The following is a 21,337-nucleotide window of genomic DNA, read 5'->3' on the forward strand; positions in this document are numbered from 1 at the left end:
GCCAGCCGGCGAGACGACAGGCGAGCCACGGGGATTGCACAGATGAAGATATTCGTGACCGGAGCGTGCGGCTACAAGGGCAGCGTGCTCGTGCCGAAGCTCTTGAAGGCCGGCCACAAGGTCGTCGCGTTCGACATCATGTGGTTCGGCAATTTCCTCGAGCCGCATCCGGACCTCACGGTGGTCCAGGGCGACGTCCGCAATCCGGACGACATCGACCTCACCGGCGTCGACGCGATCATCCATCTCTCCAGCGTCGCCAACGACCCCTGCGGCGATCTCGACCCGAAGCTGACCTGGGAGATTTCCTGTCTCGCCACGATGCAGCTCGCCGACCGGGCCTATCGCCACGGCATCAAGCGCTTCATCTACGCCTCCTCCGGCAGCGTCTACGGCGTCAAGGAAGAGGAGCAGGTCACCGAGGACCTCGAGCTGCTGCCGATCTCCGAATACAACAAGACCAAGATGTGCGGCGAGCGCATCGTGCTGTCCTACAAGGACGACATGGTGGTGCAGATCGTGCGCCCCGCCACTGTCTGCGGCTACTCTCCGCGCCAGCGGCTCGACGTCTCCGTCAACATGCTGACGATGCAGGCGCTGATGAACGGCCGCATCACCGTGTTCGGCGGCGACCAGACCCGGCCCAACATCCATATCGACGACATCACCGACCTCTATCTGTTCCTGCTCGATCATCCTGAACACACCGGTGTCTACAATGCGGGCTTCGAGAACATCTCGATTCTCGACATTGCCAATCTGGTCACCAAGCACGTGCCGGCCGAGGTCGTGGTGACGCCCTCGAACGACCCGCGCAGCTATCGCGTCAACTCCGACCGCCTGCTCGCCACCGGCTTCCGCCCGAAGAAGACGGTGGAGGACGCGATCAAGGAAATCATCGGCATGTACTCGCAAGGCCAGCTCAAGAACGACGACCGCTGGTACAATCTGAAATGGATGGAGAAGGAGGTCGTGAAATGAACGTCCTGGCCTTCAAGACCCCCGGCAGCCTGTTCGCCGACTACACCAGCCGCTTCAGCACCGTGCTGAAGGATTTCGACTGGAGCCCGGTCGAGAAACTCGCCTATGACCTGCGCGACTGCTGGCAGACCGGCCGGCAGGTGTTCTTCTGCGGCAATGGTGGCAGCGGCGGTAACGCCAACCACCTCGCCAACGACTTCCTCTACGCGCTGTCGAAGACGCCCGGCTCCGGCCTGCGCGTGCATTCGCTGTCGTCCAACCCGTCCGTGATCACCTGCCTCGCCAACGACGAAGGCTACGACCAGGTGTTCTCGCTGCAGCTCGCGGTGCTCGCGCGCAAGGGCGACGTGCTGATCACCTTCTCCGGCTCCGGCAACTCGCCGAACATCCTGAAGGCGCTCGAAGAGGGCAAGAAGATCGGCATGACCTCCTATGCCGTGCTCGGCTTCACCGGCGGCAAGGCCAAGGCGCTGGCCGACGTGCCGATCCATTTTGCCGTCGACGACATGCAGATCGCCGAGGACGCGCAGATGGTGATCGGCCACATGATCATGCAGTGGCTGTACGCCCAGCGTGGCGACATCATCACGACGCGCGAGGTCTGACGGACAGAGACGATGGCTGCGAACGAAAAGTACCTGATCCTCGGCTCGAACTCCTTCTCGGGCGCAACCTTCGTCGACTTCCTGGCCGCGGCAGGTCACGACGTGATCGCGACCAGCCGCTCCGACGAGCCGCATGACGCCTTCCTGCCCTACAAATGGCAGAAGCGCCCTGGCAAGGTCCGCTTCCAGCGCGTCGACCTCAACCACGATCTCGATGCGCTGAAGGCGCTGCTCGCCGCCGAGCGACCGACGCATGTCGTGAACTTTGCCGCGCAGAGCATGGTCGGCGAGAGCTGGCTGTACCCGGACCATTGGATGATGACCAACGTCGTCTCCGCGGTCCGCCTGCACGATATCCTGCGCAACTATGACGGCCTCGACCGTTACGTCCACGTGACGACGCCGGAAGTCTACGGCTCGACCGAGGGCTGGGTGCGCGAGGACGCGCCGTTCAATCCGTCGACGCCTTATGCCGTGTCGCGCGCGGCCGGCGACATGAGCCTGCGCACCTACTTCGCCAACTATCAATTCCCGGTCGTGTTCACCCGCGCGGCCAATGTCTACGGCCCGGGCCAGCAGCTCTACCGCATCGTGCCGCGGACCATCGTCGCGGCCATGACCGGGCAGAAGCTGCGGCTCGACGGCGGCGGCAAGTCGGTGCGCGTGTTCATCCACATGACCGACGTGTCGGACGCGACCGTGAAGATCGGCCGCAGCGGCAAGCTCGGCGAGACCTATCACATCTCCGGCTACGAGCTGGTGTCGATCCGCACGCTGGTCGAGATGATCCTCGCCCGCCTCGGCAAGAACTTCGAGGACTGCGTCGAGATCGGCCCCGAACGGCCCGGCAAGGATACCGCCTACACGCTCGACAGCTTCAAGCTGCGCACCGAGCTCGGCTGGCGCGACACCTTCTCGCTGGAACAGGGCATCGACGACGTCATCGCCTGGGCGCGACGCTTCGGGGATGTCATGGCCAAGCTGCCGACCAAGTACGAACATAAACCCTGATCGACCCCTGCGCTTCCGAACGGGGCGCGACTGGAGAGCACGATGAACGTGGCAGTCCGGAGCACAGCGGCCAAGCCTGACGCCGCCGCCCTGAAGGCGCAGGCGGCGAAGCTGCGCGGCAAGATCATCCAGATGTCGCACAACGCCCAGGCCGCGCATCTCGCCTCGTCGCTGTCCTGCGCCGATGCGATGACCGCGGCCTATTGGCACGTGCTGAACATCGACCCGGCAAATCCGGCCGATCCGCTGCGCGACCGCTTCATCCTGTCCAAGGGCCACGCCGCTGCGGCGCTGTTCGCGACCTTGGCGATGAAGGGCTATTTCCCGATCGAGGAACTGGACACCTACTGCCAGGACGGCGGCCGGCTCGCGGAGCATCCGCCGGCCAATCTGCTGCCCGGCGTCGAGGCGGCCACCGGCTCGCTCGGCCACGGCCTGCCGCTCGGCTGCGGCATGGCGCTCGCGGGGCGCATCAAGGGCGAGAACTACCGCGTCTACGCCCTGCTCTCGGACGGCGAGAACAACGAAGGCTCGGTGTGGGAAGCGGCGATGTTCGCCGCCGCCCAGAAGCTGGAGAATGTCTGTGTCGTCGTCGACTACAACAAGTGGCAGGCGACCGCGCGCTCCAACGAGACCCTGATGCTGGCACCGCTGCGCGACAAATGGGCCGCCTTCGGCTGGGACGCGCACGAGATCGACGGCCATGACGTCGGCGCGCTGGCGGAAGCCATGCAGAACATCCCGAACGGCTCGGGCAAGCCGGTGGCCCTGATTGCACACACAGTGAAGGGCAAGGGTGTGTCGTTCATGGAGGACGACAACAACTGGCATTATCGCGCCCCCACCGCTGATGAAGTGACGAAGGCGTTCAAGGAGCTCGGCCTGTCATGAGAAACGCTTTCGCTGACGAACTGACCAAGCTCGGTAACGAGGACAGCCGCGTCGTCATGCTCTCGGGCGACATCGGCAACCGCCTGTTCGACAAGTTCAAGGACAAGCATCCCAGCCGGTTCTTCAACTGCGGCGTCGCCGAGGCCAACATGATGGGCGTCGCCGCCGGCATGGCCATGAACGGTCTGCGCCCGGTCGCCTACACCATCACCCCGTTCGTGACGACGCGCTGCCTGGAGCAGATCCGCACCGACGTCTGCTATCACGAAGCCCCCGTGACGATCGTCGCGGTCGGCGCCGGCCTCGCTTATTCCGGCCTGGGCCCGACCCATCACGCCTGCGAGGACATCTCGTTCCTGCGCTCGATCCCGAACATGGTCGTGATCTGCCCGGGCGATGCCTTCGAGGTGCGCGGCGCGCTGCGCGCAGCCATGCAGCAGGACCGGCCGGTCTATATCCGCATGGGCAAAAAGGGTGAGCCCGTCGTTCACAAGGGCCCTCTCGCGGATTTCAAGATCGGCAAGGCCATCACGATCGAGGAAGGCTCCGACGTCTGCCTGCTCTCGACCGGCAACATGCTGCCGGAAGTCATTGAAGCCGCACATAAGTTGAAGGAGAAGGGCATCTCCGCCGAGGTCGTCAGCTTCCACACCGTGAAGCCGCTGGATGAGGACAAGCTCAAGCAGGCCTTCAGCCGCTTCAAGCTGGTCGCGACCATCGAAGAGCATTCGCTGATCGGCGGCTTCGGCGCGGCAGTTTCCGAATGGCTCGTCGACAGCGAGACGCAGGCGAAGAAGTTTCTGCGCTTCGGCACGCCAGACGCCTTCTTCAAGAAATCAGGCGAACAGGAATATGCCCGCGAGGTGCTGGGACTAACCGGCCACCAGATCGCGGACAAGATCATCCACGCGTTGAGCTGAGACATCACATGAAGACCCAAGCTGCCCTCCTGGTCCAGACCGGCCAGCCGCTCGTGCTGGCCGAGATCGAGACCCCCGCCCTGAAGCCCGGGCAGGTCCTGGTCGAGATCGCCTATTCCGGCGCCTGCGGCACGCAGGTGATGGAGTGGCGCGGCGACAAGGGCGAGGACAAATGGGTCCCGCACTGCCTCGGCCACGAGGGCACCGGCACCGTGATCGAGGCCGGCAGCGCCGTCACCAAGGTCAAGGTCGGCGACAAGGTCGTGCTGTCCTGGATCAAGGGCTCCGGCATCGAGGCTGGCGGCGCGGTCTATGACTGGGACGGCAAGAAGGTCAACGCCGGTGGCGTCACCACCTTCCAGCGCCATGCGGTCGTCAGCGAGAACCGCCTGACCCTGCTGCCGCCGGACCTGCCGATGGACGTCGCGGTGCTGCTCGGCTGCGCCGCCCCGACCGGCATGGGCGCGGTGTACAACGTGCTGAAGGTGCAGCCGGGCGACGCGGTCGCCGTGTTCGGCACCGGCGGCATCGGCCTCAACGCGCTGATGGCAGCGGCATTGGCCGGCGCGATGCCGGTGATCGGCATCGATCCCAACCCGACCCGCCGCGCGCTCGCGCAGATCTACGGCGCGACTCATGTCATCGACGCAGCCGGTGACGTGCTGGCCGAGATCAAGAAGATCGTGCCGCAGGGCGTTGATCTGGCGGTCGAATCCTCCGGCATTCCCGGCGTCATGGATCAGGCGATCAATTCCACCCGCCAGCAGGGCGGCCGCGCGGTCGTCATCGGCAACGCCAAGCACGGCGCGGCGCTCACGCTGAATCCCGGCGTCTTCAACCAGGGCAAGAGCCTGCTCGGCACCTGGGGCGGCGACAGCGTCCCGGATCGCGATTACGGCCGCTACGGCCGGCTGCTGAGCTCCGGCCGCTTCCCGGTGCGGGACCTCCTGTCGAAGCCCTACAGCCTCGCCCAGGCCGATCAGGCGCTGCAGGATCTGGCCGCCGGCAAGGTCGGCCGTCCGCTGATCGACATGTCCTTGCGTTAAGCCCAGGCCATTTAAGTACAAGCCATGCGGATCGGGATCGACTTCGACAACACGATCGCCTGCTATGACGGCGTGTTTCATGCGGCAGCCCTCGAGCGCGGCCTGATCCCGGCCGATCTCGGCCGCGACAAGAACAGCGTCCGCGACCATCTCAACGGCAGCGGCCGCAAGGACGATTTCACCGAACTGCAGGGCTATGTCTACGGCGCCCGCATGGACCTGGTGTCGCCCTACCCCGGCTTCGCCGAGTTCGTCACGGCGGCCCGCGCGGCCGGCCATGACCTGTTCATCGTCAGCCATAAGACCAAGCACCCCATTCTCGGGCCGAAGCATGACATGCATGCCGCCGCGCGCGGCTTCCTGACCGACCGCGGGCTGATGGGATCGGCCGCCAGCCAGATTGCGCCGGACCGGGTGTTCTTCGAGCTGACCAAGGATGACAAGGTCGCCCGCGCCCATGCGCTGGCCTGCGAGGTTTTCGTCGACGATCTGCCGGAGATCCTGGCGATGTCCGGTTTCCCGGAGGGCATGCGCAAGGTTCTGTTCGATCCGGACAATCAGTTCGCGGCCAAGGCCGTGCCTTACGAGCGCCTGATGTCCTGGGCCGAGATCGCGGCGGATGTCGTCCGTGACCGCGGCTGAGGCCAGTCCCGACGTCGATGCCGCCCTGCTGGCGCTGGCGCAGCGCCTCACCGCGCAGGCGGGCAAGGCCAGCCCAACGGGGCTGACCCGGCTCGCCGGAGGCCGCAACAACCAGGTCTATCGCCTCGACACCGCCGACGGCCCGCTGGTCCTCAAGCGCTACTTCACCGACGCCCGCGACACCCGCGACCGGCTCGGCGCCGAATGGAATTTTGTCAGCCATGCCTGGTCGCGCGGCGTCCACGTCGTGCCGGAGCCCTTGGCCTGCGACCGCGCCGAACAGGCCGGGCTCTATGGTTTCGTCGAAGGGCGCAAGCTCACCGCTGCCGAACTGGCCCCGGTTCATGTCGATGCGGCGATCGATTTCGTGCTCGCGGTAAATGCCCCGCCCCGCCCCGCGCTCGCGCCGGGATCGGAAGCCTGCTTCTCGCTGGCCGAGCACATTGCCACCGTCGAGCGCCGGGTGGCGCGGCTGGCGACGCTCGACGCCGACGTGCCGCATGTCGCGGAGGCCCGGCAATTCGTGGCGACGCAGTTGCAGCCGGCCTGGGCGGACGTCAAGGCGACCATCCTGAGCGGCGCCGCCGCCGAGGGACTTGCCTTCGAGACCGCCATCCCGGCGGATCAGGTCTGCCTGTCGCCGTCCGACTTCGGCTTTCACAACGCGCTGATCGATCACCAGGGCAAGCTCACCTTCCTCGATTTCGAATATGCCGGCCGCGACGATCCGGCCAAGCTCGTCTCCGACTTCTTCTGCCAGCCGGAGGTGCCGGTGCCGCTGGCGGTGCACGAGCACTTCATCGAGCGCCTGACCGAAGGGCTCGGGCTCGATACGGCCAGCGTCACCCGCTGCCGGCTGCTGCTCGACGCCTACCAGGTCAAATGGACCTGCATCATCCTCAACGACTTCCTGCCGCTCGGCGCCACCCGCCGTGCCTTTGCCGACACCGGCGCCTGGGCGCAGCGCTGCGCTGCGCAACTCGCCAAGGCCGAGGCGCAGCTCGGCCTGATCGGCGCCACATCCGACTAACCGACAATCCCACGCCTGGAGATCTTCATGGCCTATCGCGAGTTCGTCAGTCTCGTCCACAAATCGACCAAGCGCGACTATCTCGCGCGCGTCACCCAGCGCGACAAGGCCGACGTCGCCGAGATGGCGATCAAGTTCGACTACGACTATTGGGACGGCAGCCGCGAGACCGGCTATGGCGGCTACAAATATGACGGCCGCTGGCGCAAGGTCGCCGACGCGATGATCGAGGCCTACGGCATCAAGCCGGGCATGCGCGTGCTCGACGTCGGCTCCGGCAAGGGCTTCATCCTGCACGATTTCCGCGAGGCCATCCCGGACCTCGAAGTGGCGGGCATCGACGTCTCCTCCTACGGCGTCGAACACACGATGGAGAGCGTCAAGCCGTTCTGCCAGGTCGGCAATGCGGCCAAGCTGCCCTACCCGGACAAGCATTTCGACCTTGTCATCTCGATCAACACGCTGCACAACCTCTACAACTACGATCTCGATGCCGCGCTGCGGGAGATGGAGCGCGTCAGCCGCGGCGCCAAATATCTCTGCGTCGAGGGCTACCGCAACGAGCGCGAGAAGGTGAACCTGATGTACTGGCAGCTCACCTGCCGCATCTTCCACACCCCCGAGGAATGGGCCTTCGAATTCAAGCGCTCGGGCTACACCGGCGACCACGAATTCATCTTCTTCGAATGAGCGCGAATGACCGACGTCAAGCGGCGCTCTCGCGACGCATTGGCGCCCGAGTGATGAGGTGACCATCGCCCTCTCGATCGAGAGGGCGCGAGGAAGGCCGGGAGCCTGCCGCCCCATGGCCCGCCTGCGACAAGAAATGCAGGCGGCAGGTACCACAGGTTCGGCTGGGACATCCCGGCCTTCCCCGCGCGACGGTTTTACGGTGTCCTTCGTGCTCTCCCTGGGGATCGGCTTTCTTGCCCCCATTTTGCGACAACGCGCCTTGGGCGCGTTGCGCAGACCTCAGCGTCGAGAGGCCAGGACCACACGACTTCGCCGTCCGCAACGGCTCGCGCTCGTCTGGCGCAGCCATCGCGTCCATCGCAGCCCACCTCCACGTATCGTGACGACGCGTACGTCCCTCTGCACGAGGCGGGCTGGGCGTACACAACCACATTTTCTGATAAAACGAAAGATGAATATTTTTCGCGACGGGACTGGACAGGGGTGATGCACCTGAAGACGCGGGCAAATTTGCTGTGCGCGCGCACGCCATGAACAGGTGCGAACACCAGCGCCGCGGATTTCAGGTTCGAGCAAGGCGTCGCGCGCCGAAGACCCACGCAAAACGAGTGAAGCGCCCGCATGCCGCTTTTGCGATCCTCGCAAAATGTATCTATAAACTGAAGGCCAAGATCGAGAACTCAGGGAACGGGGTCCGCCCATGACGAAGTCATTGAAAGTGGCGATCGCCGAAGGTCTGCCGCCTCAGACCCTGTTCAAGCTGCGCTCGATCAAGCGCGCCCTGATGGGACAGCCACCCCCGGAACGGCCGCAGGCGTCTGCCCCCGAGCCCGAGACTGAGCCCGCACCTGTTGCCGAGACAGCGACGGCGCTGCCCGAGCCGCGCACGCGGCAGGCCGAGGCCCTCGAGCGGCTCGACGCCCACAAGATCAGCGCGCCCTATTTGTTCTTTGACGTCGACGACGTGCTGATCCTGCCGGCCAAGGAGATCGCGCGCACGCTGACCCTGAGCGTGATGTACATCAACAGTGCCGACGTCAAAGGCGACATCGCCGAATTCGGCACCATGGGCGGCTTCACCGCGCGCACCCTGGCCAACGCGATGGTGTTCGACCCGCGCTATCAGCCGAACCAGCCGCTGCGCAAGCTGCGTCTGTTCGACAGCTTCGAAGGCCTGCCGGAGATCACCGCGCAAGTCGACCTCGAATCGCAGCACGTGAAATCGGGCACCTGGTCGAAGGGCGGCTGCCGGATTCTGAGCGCCGCCGAGCTGCGAACCATGGTGGAAGCCATCATTCCGCCGAGCCGAGTCCAGATCTACGAAGGCTGGTTCGCCGACACGGTCAAGCTGCTGCCGGACGACACGCGGCTGGCGCTGATCCATTTCGACGGCGACCTCTATTCATCCACCATGGATGCGCTGGTTCCCTGCTTCGAGCGCGGCTTCATCTCGAAGGGCGCCGTGATCTGCTTCGATGACTGGAACTGCAACGAGGCCGACCCTGAGGCCGGCGAGCGCAAGGCCTGGGCCGACCTCGTCAGCCGCTTCGACATCGTCGCCAGTCACTCCGGTGACTATTCGATCCAGGGCACCAAGTTCATCGTCCATTCCTACCGCGGCATGAAGCCACGGTCGTGAGGACGCGCGCGCGATCGCCGAGGCCTCTTGCGGCCTCGATCGGCCAAAAGGTGAATGCATGAGCTGTCCCTATACAACGCTGCCTGCGAGCAGCTTCTGGCGTCAGGCCGTCGCCGAGCGCAGCACGGCCGATCTCGATCCGCATCTGTCCGCGCGGCTCCGTTTCGGCCCCGATCAGCGCATCGCCTCGGCGGGGAGCTGTTTCGCGCAGCACATCTCGCGCGCCCTGCAGGAGCGCGGCTACAATTATTACGTGACCGAACCGGCGCCGGCCCATCTCACGCCCGAGCAGGAGGAGCGCTTCGGCTTTGGCATGTTCTCCGCCCGCTACGGCAACATCTACAGCACCCTGCAGCTGTTGCAGCTGATCCAGCGGGCGTTCGGCGGCTTCCAGCCGGCCGATCAGTTCTGGACCGACCGCGACGGGCGGGTGTTCGACCTCTTGCGCCCGCGCATCACGCCGAAAGGGTACGTCTCGATGGTCGAGGCGGAGGCCGATCTCAAGCGGCATCTTCGGGCCGTCCGGCAGCTCATAGAAACCACGGATATCTTCATCTTCACGCTCGGTCTCACCGAAAGCTGGGTCTCGAAGCTCGACGGCACCGTCTATCCGACCTGTCCCGGCTGCGGCAGCGCCGGTGACTTCGACGATGCCAGATACGCGTTTCACAATCTGTCGGTCACCGAGACCACCGGCTATCTGGCCGAGGCGATCAACCTGATGTCGGCGGCCAATCCGCAACTGCAGATCATCCTGACGGTCTCGCCGGTGCCGCTCGCCGCCACGATGGAACCGCGCCACGTCATGCAGGCAACGACCTATTCCAAGAGCGTGCTGCGCGTCGCCGCCGAGGAGATGGTCCGGCGCTACGACAACGTACACTATTTCGCGTCATATGAGATCATCACCAACGCGAAGAATGCCGGGGCTTATTTCGCCGATGATGCGCGCTCGGTTACGACCGAGGGCGTGGCGCGCGCGATGACCCTGTTCTTCGCGCATTTCACCGCAGACGGCACCGAGGCCGTGGCGCAATCCGCAGGCGTCCCGGCGAAGCGGCCGGCTGCGCCGCCGGTCGAGCCGCGAATCGTCTGCGATGAGGACGAGTTCTATCGCGCGCTGGCGGCCAGCCGGGCAAATTGACGACGAGGGGCGGCCAACGGCATGCCTGTGAAGTGAGGGGGCGTATCAGCGTGGACACGGAGCTCGAAACGGTTCTGCCGGTCTATATCGTCGGCGACAGCCATTCGCTGCCCTATCGGAACATGGTGTTCCGGGAGCGATGGACCGGCGCCTCGGTGATGGCCCGCACCAAATACATTCCGGGCGCCACCGCGCGGGAGTTCTACAATCCCGACACCGGGGAGTTTCATCCCGACTTCATCGCCTTCCTTGAATATGAGGGACTGGTCCGCAACGGTCGTGCGACGCATCTGTCGATGGACGAGGTCGATTTCGCCATTGCCAAGGCCGCTGGCCAGGCCGTGCGGCCGCCACTGATCATGATTACCGTGGGCGAGATCGACGTTCGCGGTCCAATCCTGCAGCTCCTGAAGGACAGCCACGATTTCGTTCCGCCGTTCGCGACCACGTTGCCGCTGCTCGACAAGCCGCTGGTGCCGTGGGACCTCATTGACGAAGTGATCGAGGCGCGGCTCGGGCCGTTCGTCGCCGGGCTCGATCAGCTGGTCAAGGCCGGCTTCAAGCGCGTCTACGTCCAGAGCGTGGTTCCGCCGACCCGGCAGGAAGCGCGCATCCGGGAGCTGCAGAATTACGACTGTCCGGTGTCCGTCCGCACCAAGCTGGTTCAGGCCTTCAACTGGAAGCTGGCGCAGAAGGTGCGTTCGGTGAACCTGTTCATGATCGACCGCTGGTCCGACCTGACGGACGGCGATCTGCTGCGTCCGGAATTCGACTTCGACGGGGTGCATCTGCCACCCAAGGGCGCCCGCCTCCTGCTCGAGACCCTGATCGATCATGCGATCGACAGCCGCGGTCTCGTCGCCAATCATCCTCGTTACGAACTGTATTATCGGATGGCATGCGGCCTGGACCCGTTCCAGCCCGCCAAGCCGGACGCAGCATGAGGACATCATGGCCGTCACATCGTTGATCAGCACCGCCAAGCAGCGCCTCAAGGGCGGCGTCAACCAGGCGCTCAACACGCTCGGCTACCGCCTGGTGCGGGCCGACACGCTGGACCGGCTGGCCCGGCAGCCCACCCCCGACGACGCGACAGGACGGCTCTCCGCGAGCCCGAACGGCGACGCTCGGCCGCGTCGCCTGTCGCTGCTGCCGGCCGCCAATACGGCTCCGGCGATGTGCACGGCGCATGCGCCGAGATTCGATCCGCAGAAGTCGCCGAGCCAGCTGGCCGACAAGATCGTCGCGTTCCAGCAGAACGGCGTCACGGTGATCGGCACGAACCCGGAGAAGGCGGCCGCGTTCCGGGAAACCGAGCAGTTCGACCGCGACGTCAGCAACCGGCATTCGGCGTGGGACTGGGCCGGCAACAGCGTCGCCCCCTACACCCAGGATCTGGCGACCGGGATGCCCTCGGCGGCGCTTCTCGACTATCTGCACGCCCTGTTCAGCGGCGGCGATTTCGACGCGTTCTTCCGCGGCGTGCTCGGCTGTCCGGCCAAGGTCGCCAATGTCCGGCTGGTGCGCTCGAAGCCGCATCTGACCGCAGGCGTCGGTCCGCAGGAATGGCACAGCGACGGCTGTCCCGCCGGCGTGATCCGCGGAGTGCTCTATCTCTGCGACGTCGACGAGCAGACCGGTCCGTTTCAGTACCGCGACGCCAATCACCGCGAACATACCGTCCTCGGCAAGACCGGCGACCTGCTGGTGTTCGACGCGACGCGCCTTCCGCATCGCGGCAGCCCGCCGACGCACAAGACGCGCTCGGCCATCGATATGGTGTTCATGCCGCGCATGCCTGACGAGGAGATGACAATCATGGTCGTCGGCATGAACCACTGGCCGGCCGACCCGTTCTTCGTCAAGCTGCCGAAGGAGCGGCCCGCCGACGCGCAAGATGCGCTCGCCGAAGGACGCCGTTCCGCCAGCCTGTACTGACGCATGGCGGCCCGCTTGCGTCCTGTGCCATCCCTCACCATCGATTTGCGGTGATCGAACATTGCCGCGTTGGAGAATTTGAATGCTGGAACCGTTGAAGAATGCGCTCGCCACCTCGCTGCCGCCGGACGTGCTGTACTGGATGCGCTCGGTCAAGCGCGCGATCATGTTCGAGCCGCCGCTGCCTTGGCCCTATGGTACCAGCAGCAGCAGCGCCAACACCCAAGACAGCACGCCTGCCTTGGCGATTGCAGCGCCGTCCGTCGACGATGCCGATGACGGCCGCATCATCCAGGACATCGCGCTGGAGAAATACAGCGCACGGCAGCTTCCCTCGCCCGCGGCCTATTACAGCTATGCCGACATCCTGATCCTGCCGGCGCAGGAGATCGCCAAGACGCTCACCCTGTGCGTCCAGTACATCAACAGCGCGCATGTCAACGGCGACATTGCGGAATTCGGCACGATGGGCGGCTTCAGCGCCCGCGCCATCGCCACCTCGATGGTGTTCGACCTGCAGCGGCAACCGCTCGGCAAGAGCGCGTCCGGCGAAAACCCGTTCCGTATCCTGCGCCTGTTCGACAGCTTCGAAGGCCTGCCCGAGATTACCTCGCCGGTCGACCAGGTCGCTCCGCACGTCATTTCCGGCGCGTGGGCCAAGGGCGGCTGCAAGGTGCTGGCCGCGCCGCAGCTGCGCGCATTGATCGGGAAGATCATTCCGCCGCACCGCTTCCAGCTGTACGAGGGATGGTTCGCAGACACGGTGAAGACGCTGCCGCCCGAGACGCGCTTTGCGATGATCCATTTCGACGGCGATCTCTACCAGTCGACGATGGATGCGCTGGTCCCGTTGTTCGAGCGCGGCATGATCTCGACCGGCGCGATCATCTGCTTCGACGACTGGAACGCCAATCGTGCGATTCCCACCACCGGCGAACGGCAGGCGTGGAAGGATCTGGTCGAGATGTTCGCGATCGAGGCTTCGAATGGCGGCGACTATTCGGTCGGCGGCACCCGCTTCATCATCCACGCCTACCGCGGCATTCCGGCCGATCCGATCTGATCGCGCTCACTGCGACGGCTGCCCGGCCGGACGGAGCAGATCGTCGAGTGTGTGATCCACCAGGAAGATGGCACCGGGCACCGTAAGGTGTCCGGGATCGAACGCCGTCAGCTGCGAGCCGCCGGGCCCGATCCGGCTCAGACAGCCCTCGTCGTTGCAGAACACGTCGCGCACTGAGATGTAGTCGATGCCGAGCTCACGGGTCAGCTCGCGAAACAGGGCGTCGCGGCCGCGCGTCCACGCATCGTTGGAGCGGAACAAAGTCCGCTCCGGCAACACCGACCCGGTCTGGCGATAGTAGTCGAGGACGTTGTGCGACAGGCCGACGCCCTCCCAGCTCGGCGGCGGCCCCATCAGCACGATCCTGGCAATGCCGTTCGCCCTGAGCTGCGCGACCGTGCGCGGCAAACCCTCGCGCAGCACGGCCTCGGCATGGCCCCAGGTCGCATCGAGGATGACGACGTCAGGCCGGAGGCGGCCGATCCGCAGCACGACATCGTCATTGATGCTCTTGCAGAACGGCCGGGCCTCCAGCGTGTAGCCGATCAACGGCGGACAGGCCGAGGCGGTGTATTGGGCGACGTCGTAGCCGCGCGGCTTCGAGAAGTGCAGCAGCCCCGGATAAAGCGCTGCGCCATACGAATCGCCCCAGATCAGCAGCAGCGGTCGGCCGCCCTGCCCGGCACAGTCGGCACCGAACGCGGAGGCGGGCTGCAGCAGCAGCAGACAGCGGCCGCGGCGCCAGTGCGACGAGGTCTCCGTGCCCGAAAGCATGAAGCCCCGGATCTCCGGCGCGAACCGGATCGGCAGGCCATGCGTGCTGGTTGCCGCGACGCCGAGCGGGATCAGCGCCGCCATCCCCGCCAGCAGCGGCCCGACCCGCCATCCGAGCGGGACGGCTCCGAACCTGATCGGACGTTCGATGAAGCGATAGGTGAGCCAGGCCAGCACGGCGCTCAGGGCGAGCACCGCCAGCATGATCCATGCGGGCGGCGCGCCGCCGACATGCAGCCTGGTGAAGGCGATCAGCGGAAAATGCCAGAGATAGAGCGGGTAGCTGATCAGGCCGACGGCAACCAGCGGAGGCTGCGCCAACGTCTGCTGGGCCAACGTGCCGCGGGTCGCGATCAGCGCCATGGCCGCCAGCACTGGGACAAGGGTGCGCAGGCCTGGCCAGGGTGAACTGCTGCTGAAGCCGACGAACGCAACGCCCAGTCCGGCCACGCCGAGTGCCGCGAGCAGGTTGGCAGCGGCTGGACCGATCGGACGCTCGGCACGCTGGCGCAGCCAGATCGCCAGCAGCGAGCCGGCCAGCAGCTCCCAGCCGCGCGTGGTCGGCGAATAGAACGCCCAGGCCGCCTCCCTCGCCGGGGTGGCAAGGCAGACCAGGAGCGAGCCGAGCCCGAGCGCAGCCACGATCGCCATCTTCCGCGCCGGCCACCGGGCGATCAGCACGAACGCCGCGGGCCAGATGATGTAGTACTGCTCCTCGATGCCGAGCGACCACAGGTGCAGCAGCGGCAGACGTTCCGCCCCCGGATCGAAATAGCCCACGATCTGCTCGTGCAGCATGAAGTTCTCGATGAACGCGGCGGCGCCCTTGATGTTGGATCCGAGCGCTTCCATCTCAGCCACCGGAAATACGAACCAGGCGATCAGGAAGGTCGCCAGCACCACGGTGATGAGCGACGGGAAGATCCGCAGGATGCGACGGGCGTAGAAGGTCGCAAAGCTGAAGCTCTTGTCCGCGCACTGACGGTCGATGATGCCGGTGATCAGATAGCCGGAGATCACGAAGAACACGTCGACTCCGGCGAAGCCGCCGGGCAGCAGCTGCGGGAAGGCGTGAAAGATCAGCACCGCGATCACGGCGATGGCGCGCAGCCCGTCGATATCAGGACGATAGGCCAGCGTGTACGCCGCGCCGTCCGGCTGCTGATCGGCGCGGCTTGCGGCCCGCGGCTCAAGGCTGCCGACGATCGCCATGCTCGCCCAGTTCCTGAAATGCCCGCGTCCGCTCCAGCGCAGTGATGAGATCGCGGGTGAAATCAGCGGCCCCCTTGCCGTCGAGATGGCCGCCGCCGTCCCAGCTCGAATAGTCGGTGCGCGCAGGCAGCGCGGTCTCGACGCCGATGGCCGCCGCGATCTCGCGCGCCTGGGTCAGGCAGCCGTGGAAATTGGGCACGAGGGTCAGGACCACCGGTGCCCCGAGCGACTGCACGATGTCGCGCGCATTGGCGACGACATCAGGCGTGGTGTGGCAATCCGGATCGCGCGTCATCTTCACGGCCGGATTACCGTCGGCGAGAAAGCGCGGAAAGGTGCTCATGTCGGCCGCGCCGGTTCGATCGTCGCGATCGAAGCGCGGCAGCGGCCCCGGGCGCGGACCGGCGAGCGCCTGGCGCCAGCCCCGCGTTGCGTCCTCGAAGCGCCAGCGCAGATTGCGCCGGAGGACCTCATAGGCGGCGCGGAAACGGCTGAGCGTGATGCTCGGGATCGGGCGGACGTCGGCGCCGAAGGCCCGCGTCAGGTTGCGATGGAAGAAGTTGCCGCCGCCTCCGCCGTCGTCGGCATTCACGATCCACAGCCGCGGGCGGATCTGATGCTTGAGCGCGATCTGCCGCACGAACTCGCCGCTGGCGACGCCGACGAACGCCATGTTGTAGAATTTCAGCCCGTAGCGCTGTTCGAGGCGCTCGCGCATGACGGCCTGGTCGACCGCGAACGACACCAGGGATGACCCGAGGATGATGACGTCGGCCTGGCGCGCATGGTCGATCGAGCGGCCGATGTGATGATAGAACAGATCCTGGTCCTGGATCTCGGTGACGCTGTCGCCGGCGAAATTGCGATACCACGCCGGATCATCGGGCCTGCTGATCGCGCTGAAATGGTCGCCGCCTTGCGCCGCCAGCCATGCGCCGAGGCCGCCCAGCATCGCCGCAGTCAGTCCGAGCAGGCAGCCGAGATAGCGTCGTCCGTCGCGGCCGCCCTCGGCGATCTCCGCTCCGGCAAGACCGGCCTGCTCCGTCCGACGATCCATGGTAACCCCGAGGTTCGGACAGCGCGCTTATTTGTCGAAGCCCGGCACGGCATCCAACGCCTGCCGGGCCACGAAGATCGAGCCGGGATAGGTCAGATGGCCGATGTCATAGCTCGTGAGTTCCGCGCCATCCTTGCCGATTCGAGCGAGGCAACCGTCATTGTTGCACATGATCCGTCGGGCCGAGATGTACTGGATTCCGAGCGTCCTGGTCTGACCTTCTAGAAACTCTTCCAAAGCGCGGGTCCAGTTGTCGTTGGAGCGATAGAACGTCCGCGCCGGCAACACCGAATAGGTCTGGAAGTAGTAGTCGAGCAAATTTGATACCAGACCGTCCCCCAACCATGTTGGGGGCGGCCCGAGCAAGACGATCCTGGACACGCCGGTCTCTCTCAATCGCCCCACGGTGAGCTGCAGGCCCTTGCGCAGATCTTCGGCGGAATAGCTCCAGGTCGAATACAGAATCACGAGATCGGGTTTGAGCACGGCGAGACGCTCGGCGACGAAGTCGTTGGCTCCGCGGCAATGGCGACGATCGGGATGCACGTAATCGAGTAGCGGCGGACAGGCAGAAGCGGTGAACTCCGCAACATCGAACCCCCGCTCGGCTCCAAAGTGGGCAAGACCAGGATACAATGAGGATCCGAACGAGTCGCCCCAGACGACGACGAGCGGATGCCGACCGTCGCCGGCACACTCGGCCGCAAAATCGGCGGCACTCTGATCCGGCAGCAACAGGCACTTGCCGCGACGCCAATGGACCGATGTCTCCTCCCCGGTCAGCATGAAGCCGCGGATGCTCTCGGGGATGCGGCTAGGGACGCCGTCGGCTCGGTCGACGAAAAGTCCGACCACGCCCAGGGCGGCCATGCCGCACACCAGTCCCCCGACCTTGAAAGGAACCCAACTGCGTCCGAAGCGCATCGGCTGCTCGATGTAGCGATAGGTCAGCCAGGCCAGTACGGAGCTGGCGATCACGATGCTCCACATCACCGCGGGTGCGACACCATCGACGAACTGGATGCGGGCATAGGCCATCAGCGGGTAGTGCCAGAGATAGAGCGGATAGCTGATCAGGCCGACGAAGACGGCGGGCATCGAGGAGAGAATGTAGCGATGCACCAGCGTGCCGCTGGTCGCGATCAGTCCGGCGGCGCCGAGCACGGGCAGCAGCGTGTGAACGCCCGGATGCGGCGTCGTACGGCCGTAGCGCCAGAACGCGACCACGATCGCCAGCATCGCGGCCCACGCGATGAACTCGCGGACGAGCCGGCGGTCGGCCAGCGGCAAGGCGCGATCGTCCGCGCCGCGCTCACCGACCCAGAGCGCCAGGCCGGAGCCGACCAGCAGTTCCCAGGCCCGCGTCACCGGCAGATAGAACGCATAGTCGGGCGCCCGCGGCTGCACGATCAGGCAGGCGATGAACGACGCCGCCGCCAGCGCGGCCGTGATCGCGAGGCTCCTGCGCCGCCATGAGCCGATCAGCATCAGAATCAGCGGCCAGACGATGTAGTACTGCTCCTCGATCGCCAGCGACCACAGATGCAAGAGCGGCTTCTTCTCGGCGGCGAGGTCGAAATAGCCGACCTGGCCGAGCAGGATGAAGTTCTGGATGAAGACGGCGCCGCCTGCGATGTTGGTACCGAGCGATTTCAGCTCGCGCGGCGGCAGCACGAACCATGCGATCAGGAACGTGATCAGCACCACCGTGATCAGCGCCGGAAAGATGCGGCGAATCCGGCGGGAATAGAAGTCCGCAATGCTGAACGTGCTCGACAGCAACTGCTTGTGGATGATTCCGGTGATCAGATAGCCGGAGATGACGAAGAAGATGTCGACCCCGTAGAAGCCGCCGGGGACGGTGGCCGGAAACGCATGATAGAGCAGGACGGGCAGCACGGCGACCGCACGCAGGCCGTCGATATCCTGACGATAGGCGAGCGGCATCGCGCGAGCCTTATCAAAGGCAAGGTTCGGCTGGGCAAAGTTCATCGGCTCGGGTCGCTCCAGGACAACTTCGACAGATAGCCGCAAACGGCCAAAGGACGTAGCGCGAAGAGCCGCCGGCTGCCGACAAGTTCGAAGATATTGCCACGTTTTTCCCGGACGTGTGCCTCCCCGACCTCACCGACCATCCCGATGGCAGGCGGCGCGCTGATGAAGACAGGGTAACCTCTCGTGGTGGTCTGCAGGACCGCTGGCAGCCTTCAGGGATCCCTCGCAATCCCCCTTCTGCTCGCAATCGGCCTCGCATTGTGGCGACCGGCGCGTCGTTGCAGGGCCACGCTCTGCGATACGCCTCCGGGTCGACCACCACGCGTGAAAAAAGCCTGCGAAGGCTATCTGCAGGTCGGTTCATTGACAAGGGCCACGACATCGAACGAACCGAGATCAACGCCTCGGATTCGCCAGTGCTGCTCCACGGCGCGTCCGTTTCCACCGGCCCAAGCGCGGCCGCCCGGCAGCTTGCGGATAGCTGAATGGCCCTGTATTCAAACAATAGTTGTTTTGATGAGCTGCTCGCCAGTCGCGGTCGGGCATGGGGCTTCAGAATGTCCTTCGAGTCCGTTCATCCGAGTAGGGCCGGCCAGCCCGCGCCACACCGGCAGGGTGTGATCCGATCGCTGAAATCGAGATTGGCTGCACGTGTCGTCAAGGTGATCAGCTGGCACCTCAGGGCAGCCGGCCAGCATGCCGAATCCATCAAGGACCTGCTTTTTGCGCTGCTCACGTTCAGGCAGGCATTCGCCGTCGCACTTCTTTTTCATCGCTATGCACATCGCAATGAGTTCGACCGCCAGTTTCGTTATTTCTGCGGCCCCGACCTGGAAAAGGAAATGGGGTGGGTGCTCGCCAAGCCGCGTTCGGATCAGTACTGCAACGAGCTGATCCTCTTCCTCCTGATCTGCGGCAAAGAGAAGCGCGTTCTCGAGCTGTTTCCCAACATCGACTGGGAGCGGGTCGATGACGAGTTCATGGACGCCATCGGCGAACTGACCAAGAAGCTGATGTCGGGTTATTTCATGGAACTGCTCGCGCAGGCCCACACGATCGACTGGACCGCGCTCCGGCCGCAGCACATGCGCCGCTTTGCCGAGATGATCAAGGTCATGCTCGAGCACCGGAACTTCCGGTTCGAGCAGACCAGTTTCGAAGGGCGGCAATCCGATGCCCGCAGAGACGGTGACCCCGAGCTGTTCGAAGCCCCGCTGGACCGCTACGTTCCGGAATTTTTCTGCGACAAGGAGCTGATCGCGACGCTCGTCAAACAGCTCGATCTGCCCCGGCACGACGACATCCTTGCCGCACGTGAGGACCGCGGCCAGTATTGGGAACGCTTTCCTGCCGACCATCCGCAACGGAAGGTGCTGGCTGAGATCAACCTGTTCTACGCCTATCGCAACCTGCTGCTGACGACCTATCACAGCGGCGAGGGCTTTCACGTCCCCCAGGTCTATTGCAAGCTGACCGACACCCAGCAGCGGCTGCGCCGCCATCTTCCGGCTCCCAGCCCGGAGCTCAAGGCCATTCTCAAGAAGCTCGATACCGATCTGCCGGAGGTCAAGCTGCTGTCCCCGGACTGGAGCGCTCTGATCGGGCACAACGGCCATCTCAACGTCCATCTGATGATGCGGGAGATGGGATGGTGGCAAGGCCAGCCGCTCCTGCTCGCCTACAAGGACCGGATCGCCAACAAGCCGTTCCTGTCGCTGTTCTCCGACATCTGTCCGACGCTGACGTTGGGCGAGAACGTCAGTGCGGGTGTATGGCACGAGCTCGCCAGCCTGACGCCTTTTCTCGGAGATTCGCACCAGGCGTTCCGCTTCGAGGATGGACGCGCCGTGTACTGGAACGATGCGGGATCACTGGCGCTCCAGCAGTGGGAAAGCCGGCAACGCACCTTTCCGCTGCGCGACATCTACGACAGCCGCCTGCGCGCCGACGATCGCGTCGAGCAGACCTATCAGGACTACCGGCGCCGATGGGGCATGGCCGACAGCGACTGGTTCGTCTGCCTGCATGTGCGCGACGCCCAGACGCGCAACGATACCGAGGGTGTCGGCGAATCCATCCGTAACGCCTCGCTTGCGACCTATCTCGACGCCGCCCGCCACATCACCGAATGCGGCGGCTGGGTGGTGCGGATGGGGGGGCGCAAGGTGCCGCCGTTTCCGAAGATGGCCCGGGTGATCGACTACGCCCGCAGCGAGGATCAGTTTCCGGCGATGGACATCCATCTGATGCGCCGCGCCCGCATGTTCATCGGAACCACCTCCGGTTTTGCCTATGTCGCGAGCAGCTTCGGCATCCCGACGGCCATGGTGAATGCCTTGAGCTCGATCGGCCTGTTGTGGTCGACGGACACCCGCTTCGCGCTGAAGCCGGTGCACAGGAAGGACGGCCGCATGCTGTCGCTGAGCGAGTGGACGTCGGAGCAGTATCGATGGGCCTACCCGACACATGAGTCCGTGGCGCGCGCCGAACTCGTCGTCAGCGAAAGCAGCTCGGACGAGATTCTGGAAACGGTGCGCGAGGTTCTCGACATCTCGGATCCCCGGCGCACGGGCCCTGCTCCCGGCGTGGACGGCAGCTGGGAGCGCCACGTTCAGGTGCCGGGCTTCTTCGGCAGCTCGCGGCCGAGCAAGTATTTCCTCGAGAAGTACGCGCAAACCCTGCTGAGAGACCCCTGA

Annotated in this window: 18 protein-coding genes; 15 read left to right on the forward strand and 3 right to left on the reverse strand. The window is 65.1% G+C overall.

What is annotated here, in order from left to right:
• Positions 1-42 precede the first annotated feature (42 nt).
• The 14 genes from ACQR1B_RS15700 (at position 43) to ACQR1B_RS15765 (ending at position 13,603) form a co-directional block, all read left to right on the forward strand.
• Positions 43-981, forward strand: coding sequence for an NAD-dependent epimerase/dehydratase family protein (locus tag ACQR1B_RS15700; RefSeq protein ID WP_434832423.1), 939 nt, complete (start codon positions 43-45; stop codon positions 979-981).
• A complete protein-coding gene (locus ACQR1B_RS15705) occupies positions 978-1,586 on the forward strand; it encodes an SIS domain-containing protein (RefSeq protein WP_006608947.1) in 609 nt (202 codons plus the stop codon). Before ACQR1B_RS15700 ends, ACQR1B_RS15705 begins: the two co-directional genes overlap by 4 nt.
• A gap of 12 nt (positions 1,587-1,598) precedes the next feature.
• Complete coding sequence (locus tag ACQR1B_RS15710) at positions 1,599-2,597, forward strand: NAD-dependent epimerase/dehydratase family protein (RefSeq protein ID WP_434832424.1); 999 nt, start codon at positions 1,599-1,601, stop codon at positions 2,595-2,597.
• A 42-nt stretch (positions 2,598-2,639) separates the two neighbouring features.
• Positions 2,640-3,488 carry a transketolase gene (locus tag ACQR1B_RS15715; protein ID WP_434832425.1) on the forward strand — a complete coding sequence of 283 codons (849 nt, stop codon included), beginning with the start codon at positions 2,640-2,642 and terminating at the stop codon, positions 3,486-3,488.
• Positions 3,485-4,408 carry a transketolase family protein gene (locus tag ACQR1B_RS15720; protein ID WP_434832426.1) on the forward strand — a complete coding sequence of 308 codons (924 nt, stop codon included), beginning with the start codon at positions 3,485-3,487 and terminating at the stop codon, positions 4,406-4,408. The genes ACQR1B_RS15715 and ACQR1B_RS15720 overlap by 4 nt, the downstream gene beginning before the upstream one ends.
• An 8-nt stretch (positions 4,409-4,416) precedes the next feature.
• Positions 4,417-5,454 (forward strand): zinc-binding dehydrogenase, encoded by a 1,038-nt coding sequence (locus tag ACQR1B_RS15725; protein ID WP_434832427.1) that lies wholly within the window; start codon positions 4,417-4,419, stop codon positions 5,452-5,454.
• Positions 5,455-5,478: 24 nt separating this feature from the next.
• Positions 5,479-6,096, forward strand: a complete 618-nt coding sequence (locus tag ACQR1B_RS15730) for a hypothetical protein (RefSeq protein ID WP_434832428.1) — start codon at positions 5,479-5,481, stop codon at positions 6,094-6,096.
• Positions 6,074-7,126, forward strand: coding sequence for an aminoglycoside phosphotransferase family protein (locus ACQR1B_RS15735; RefSeq protein ID WP_434832429.1), 1,053 nt, complete (start codon positions 6,074-6,076; stop codon positions 7,124-7,126). The genes ACQR1B_RS15730 and ACQR1B_RS15735 overlap by 23 nt, the downstream gene beginning before the upstream one ends.
• Before the next feature lie 27 nt (positions 7,127-7,153).
• The gene (locus ACQR1B_RS15740) at positions 7,154-7,816 is read left to right on the forward strand and encodes a class I SAM-dependent methyltransferase (protein ID WP_434832430.1); all 663 of its coding nucleotides are present in this window, start codon (positions 7,154-7,156) and stop codon (positions 7,814-7,816) included.
• A gap of 703 nt (positions 7,817-8,519) precedes the next feature.
• Complete coding sequence (locus ACQR1B_RS15745) at positions 8,520-9,458, forward strand: TylF/MycF/NovP-related O-methyltransferase (protein ID WP_434832431.1); 939 nt, start codon at positions 8,520-8,522, stop codon at positions 9,456-9,458.
• 58 nt (positions 9,459-9,516) lie between these two features.
• Positions 9,517-10,602, forward strand: a complete 1,086-nt coding sequence (locus ACQR1B_RS15750) for a GSCFA domain-containing protein (protein ID WP_434832432.1) — start codon at positions 9,517-9,519, stop codon at positions 10,600-10,602.
• Between the two features lie 50 nt (positions 10,603-10,652).
• A complete protein-coding gene (locus tag ACQR1B_RS15755) occupies positions 10,653-11,546 on the forward strand; it encodes a hypothetical protein (protein ID WP_434832433.1) in 894 nt (297 codons plus the stop codon).
• A 7-nt stretch (positions 11,547-11,553) separates the two neighbouring features.
• The gene (locus tag ACQR1B_RS15760; protein WP_434832434.1) at positions 11,554-12,540 is read left to right on the forward strand and encodes a hypothetical protein; all 987 of its coding nucleotides are present in this window, start codon (positions 11,554-11,556) and stop codon (positions 12,538-12,540) included.
• A gap of 82 nt (positions 12,541-12,622) precedes the next feature.
• Complete coding sequence (locus ACQR1B_RS15765; protein WP_434832435.1) at positions 12,623-13,603, forward strand: TylF/MycF/NovP-related O-methyltransferase; 981 nt, start codon at positions 12,623-12,625, stop codon at positions 13,601-13,603.
• Positions 13,604-13,609: 6 nt separating this feature from the next.
• Here the strand turns inward: ACQR1B_RS15765 and ACQR1B_RS15770 are convergent, their stop codons facing one another.
• From ACQR1B_RS15770 to ACQR1B_RS15780, 3 genes are read right to left on the reverse strand one after another with little or no spacing between them, the layout of a single operon-like run.
• On the reverse strand, positions 13,610-15,589 hold the full coding sequence (locus ACQR1B_RS15770) for an acyltransferase family protein (protein ID WP_434832436.1): 1,980 nt from the start codon (positions 15,587-15,589) through the stop codon (positions 13,610-13,612).
• Positions 15,567-16,646 (reverse strand): hypothetical protein, encoded by a 1,080-nt coding sequence (locus ACQR1B_RS15775; protein WP_434832437.1) that lies wholly within the window; start codon positions 16,644-16,646, stop codon positions 15,567-15,569. Before ACQR1B_RS15775 ends, ACQR1B_RS15770 begins: the two co-directional genes overlap by 23 nt.
• Positions 16,647-16,673: 27 nt before the next feature.
• Positions 16,674-18,638 (reverse strand): acyltransferase family protein, encoded by a 1,965-nt coding sequence (locus ACQR1B_RS15780; protein WP_434832438.1) that lies wholly within the window; start codon positions 18,636-18,638, stop codon positions 16,674-16,676.
• Between the two features lie 644 nt (positions 18,639-19,282).
• On the opposite strand from ACQR1B_RS15780, the gene ACQR1B_RS15785 reads away from it, so the two are divergent.
• Positions 19,283-21,337, forward strand: a complete 2,055-nt coding sequence (locus tag ACQR1B_RS15785; protein WP_434832439.1) for a TIGR04372 family glycosyltransferase — start codon at positions 19,283-19,285, stop codon at positions 21,335-21,337.

The sequence above is a fragment of the Bradyrhizobium oligotrophicum genome (genome assembly GCF_051168495.1).
In the GTDB taxonomy this organism is placed as follows: Bacteria; Pseudomonadota; Alphaproteobacteria; order Rhizobiales; family Xanthobacteraceae; genus Bradyrhizobium; species Bradyrhizobium oligotrophicum_A.

What these genes read in the sequence shown, in the direction of transcription:
- ACQR1B_RS15725 (WP_434832427.1), top strand. Translation starts at nt 4,417, where the DNA reads ATGAAGACCCAAGCTGCCCTCCTGGTCCAGACCGGCCAGCCGCTCGTG.
- ACQR1B_RS15750 (WP_434832432.1), top strand. Translation starts at nt 9,517, where the DNA reads ATGAGCTGTCCCTATACAACGCTGCCTGCGAGCAGCTTCTGGCGTCAG.
- ACQR1B_RS15760 (WP_434832434.1), top strand. Translation starts at nt 11,554, where the DNA reads ATGGCCGTCACATCGTTGATCAGCACCGCCAAGCAGCGCCTCAAGGGC.
- ACQR1B_RS15775 (WP_434832437.1), bottom strand. Translation starts at nt 16,646, where the DNA reads ATGGATCGTCGGACGGAGCAGGCCGGTCTTGCCGGAGCGGAGATCGCC.
- ACQR1B_RS15700 (WP_434832423.1), top strand. Translation starts at nt 43, where the DNA reads ATGAAGATATTCGTGACCGGAGCGTGCGGCTACAAGGGCAGCGTGCTC.
- ACQR1B_RS15705 (WP_006608947.1), top strand. Translation starts at nt 978, where the DNA reads ATGAACGTCCTGGCCTTCAAGACCCCCGGCAGCCTGTTCGCCGACTAC.
- ACQR1B_RS15780 (WP_434832438.1), bottom strand. Translation starts at nt 18,638, where the DNA reads ATGAACTTTGCCCAGCCGAACCTTGCCTTTGATAAGGCTCGCGCGATG.
- ACQR1B_RS15735 (WP_434832429.1), top strand. Translation starts at nt 6,074, where the DNA reads ATGTCGTCCGTGACCGCGGCTGAGGCCAGTCCCGACGTCGATGCCGCC.
- ACQR1B_RS15740 (WP_434832430.1), top strand. Translation starts at nt 7,154, where the DNA reads ATGGCCTATCGCGAGTTCGTCAGTCTCGTCCACAAATCGACCAAGCGC.
- ACQR1B_RS15710 (WP_434832424.1), top strand. Translation starts at nt 1,599, where the DNA reads ATGGCTGCGAACGAAAAGTACCTGATCCTCGGCTCGAACTCCTTCTCG.
- ACQR1B_RS15770 (WP_434832436.1), bottom strand. Translation starts at nt 15,589, where the DNA reads ATGGCGATCGTCGGCAGCCTTGAGCCGCGGGCCGCAAGCCGCGCCGAT.
- ACQR1B_RS15715 (WP_434832425.1), top strand. Translation starts at nt 2,640, where the DNA reads ATGAACGTGGCAGTCCGGAGCACAGCGGCCAAGCCTGACGCCGCCGCC.
- ACQR1B_RS15745 (WP_434832431.1), top strand. Translation starts at nt 8,520, where the DNA reads ATGACGAAGTCATTGAAAGTGGCGATCGCCGAAGGTCTGCCGCCTCAG.
- ACQR1B_RS15730 (WP_434832428.1), top strand. Translation starts at nt 5,479, where the DNA reads ATGCGGATCGGGATCGACTTCGACAACACGATCGCCTGCTATGACGGC.
- ACQR1B_RS15720 (WP_434832426.1), top strand. Translation starts at nt 3,485, where the DNA reads ATGAGAAACGCTTTCGCTGACGAACTGACCAAGCTCGGTAACGAGGAC.
- ACQR1B_RS15765 (WP_434832435.1), top strand. Translation starts at nt 12,623, where the DNA reads ATGCTGGAACCGTTGAAGAATGCGCTCGCCACCTCGCTGCCGCCGGAC.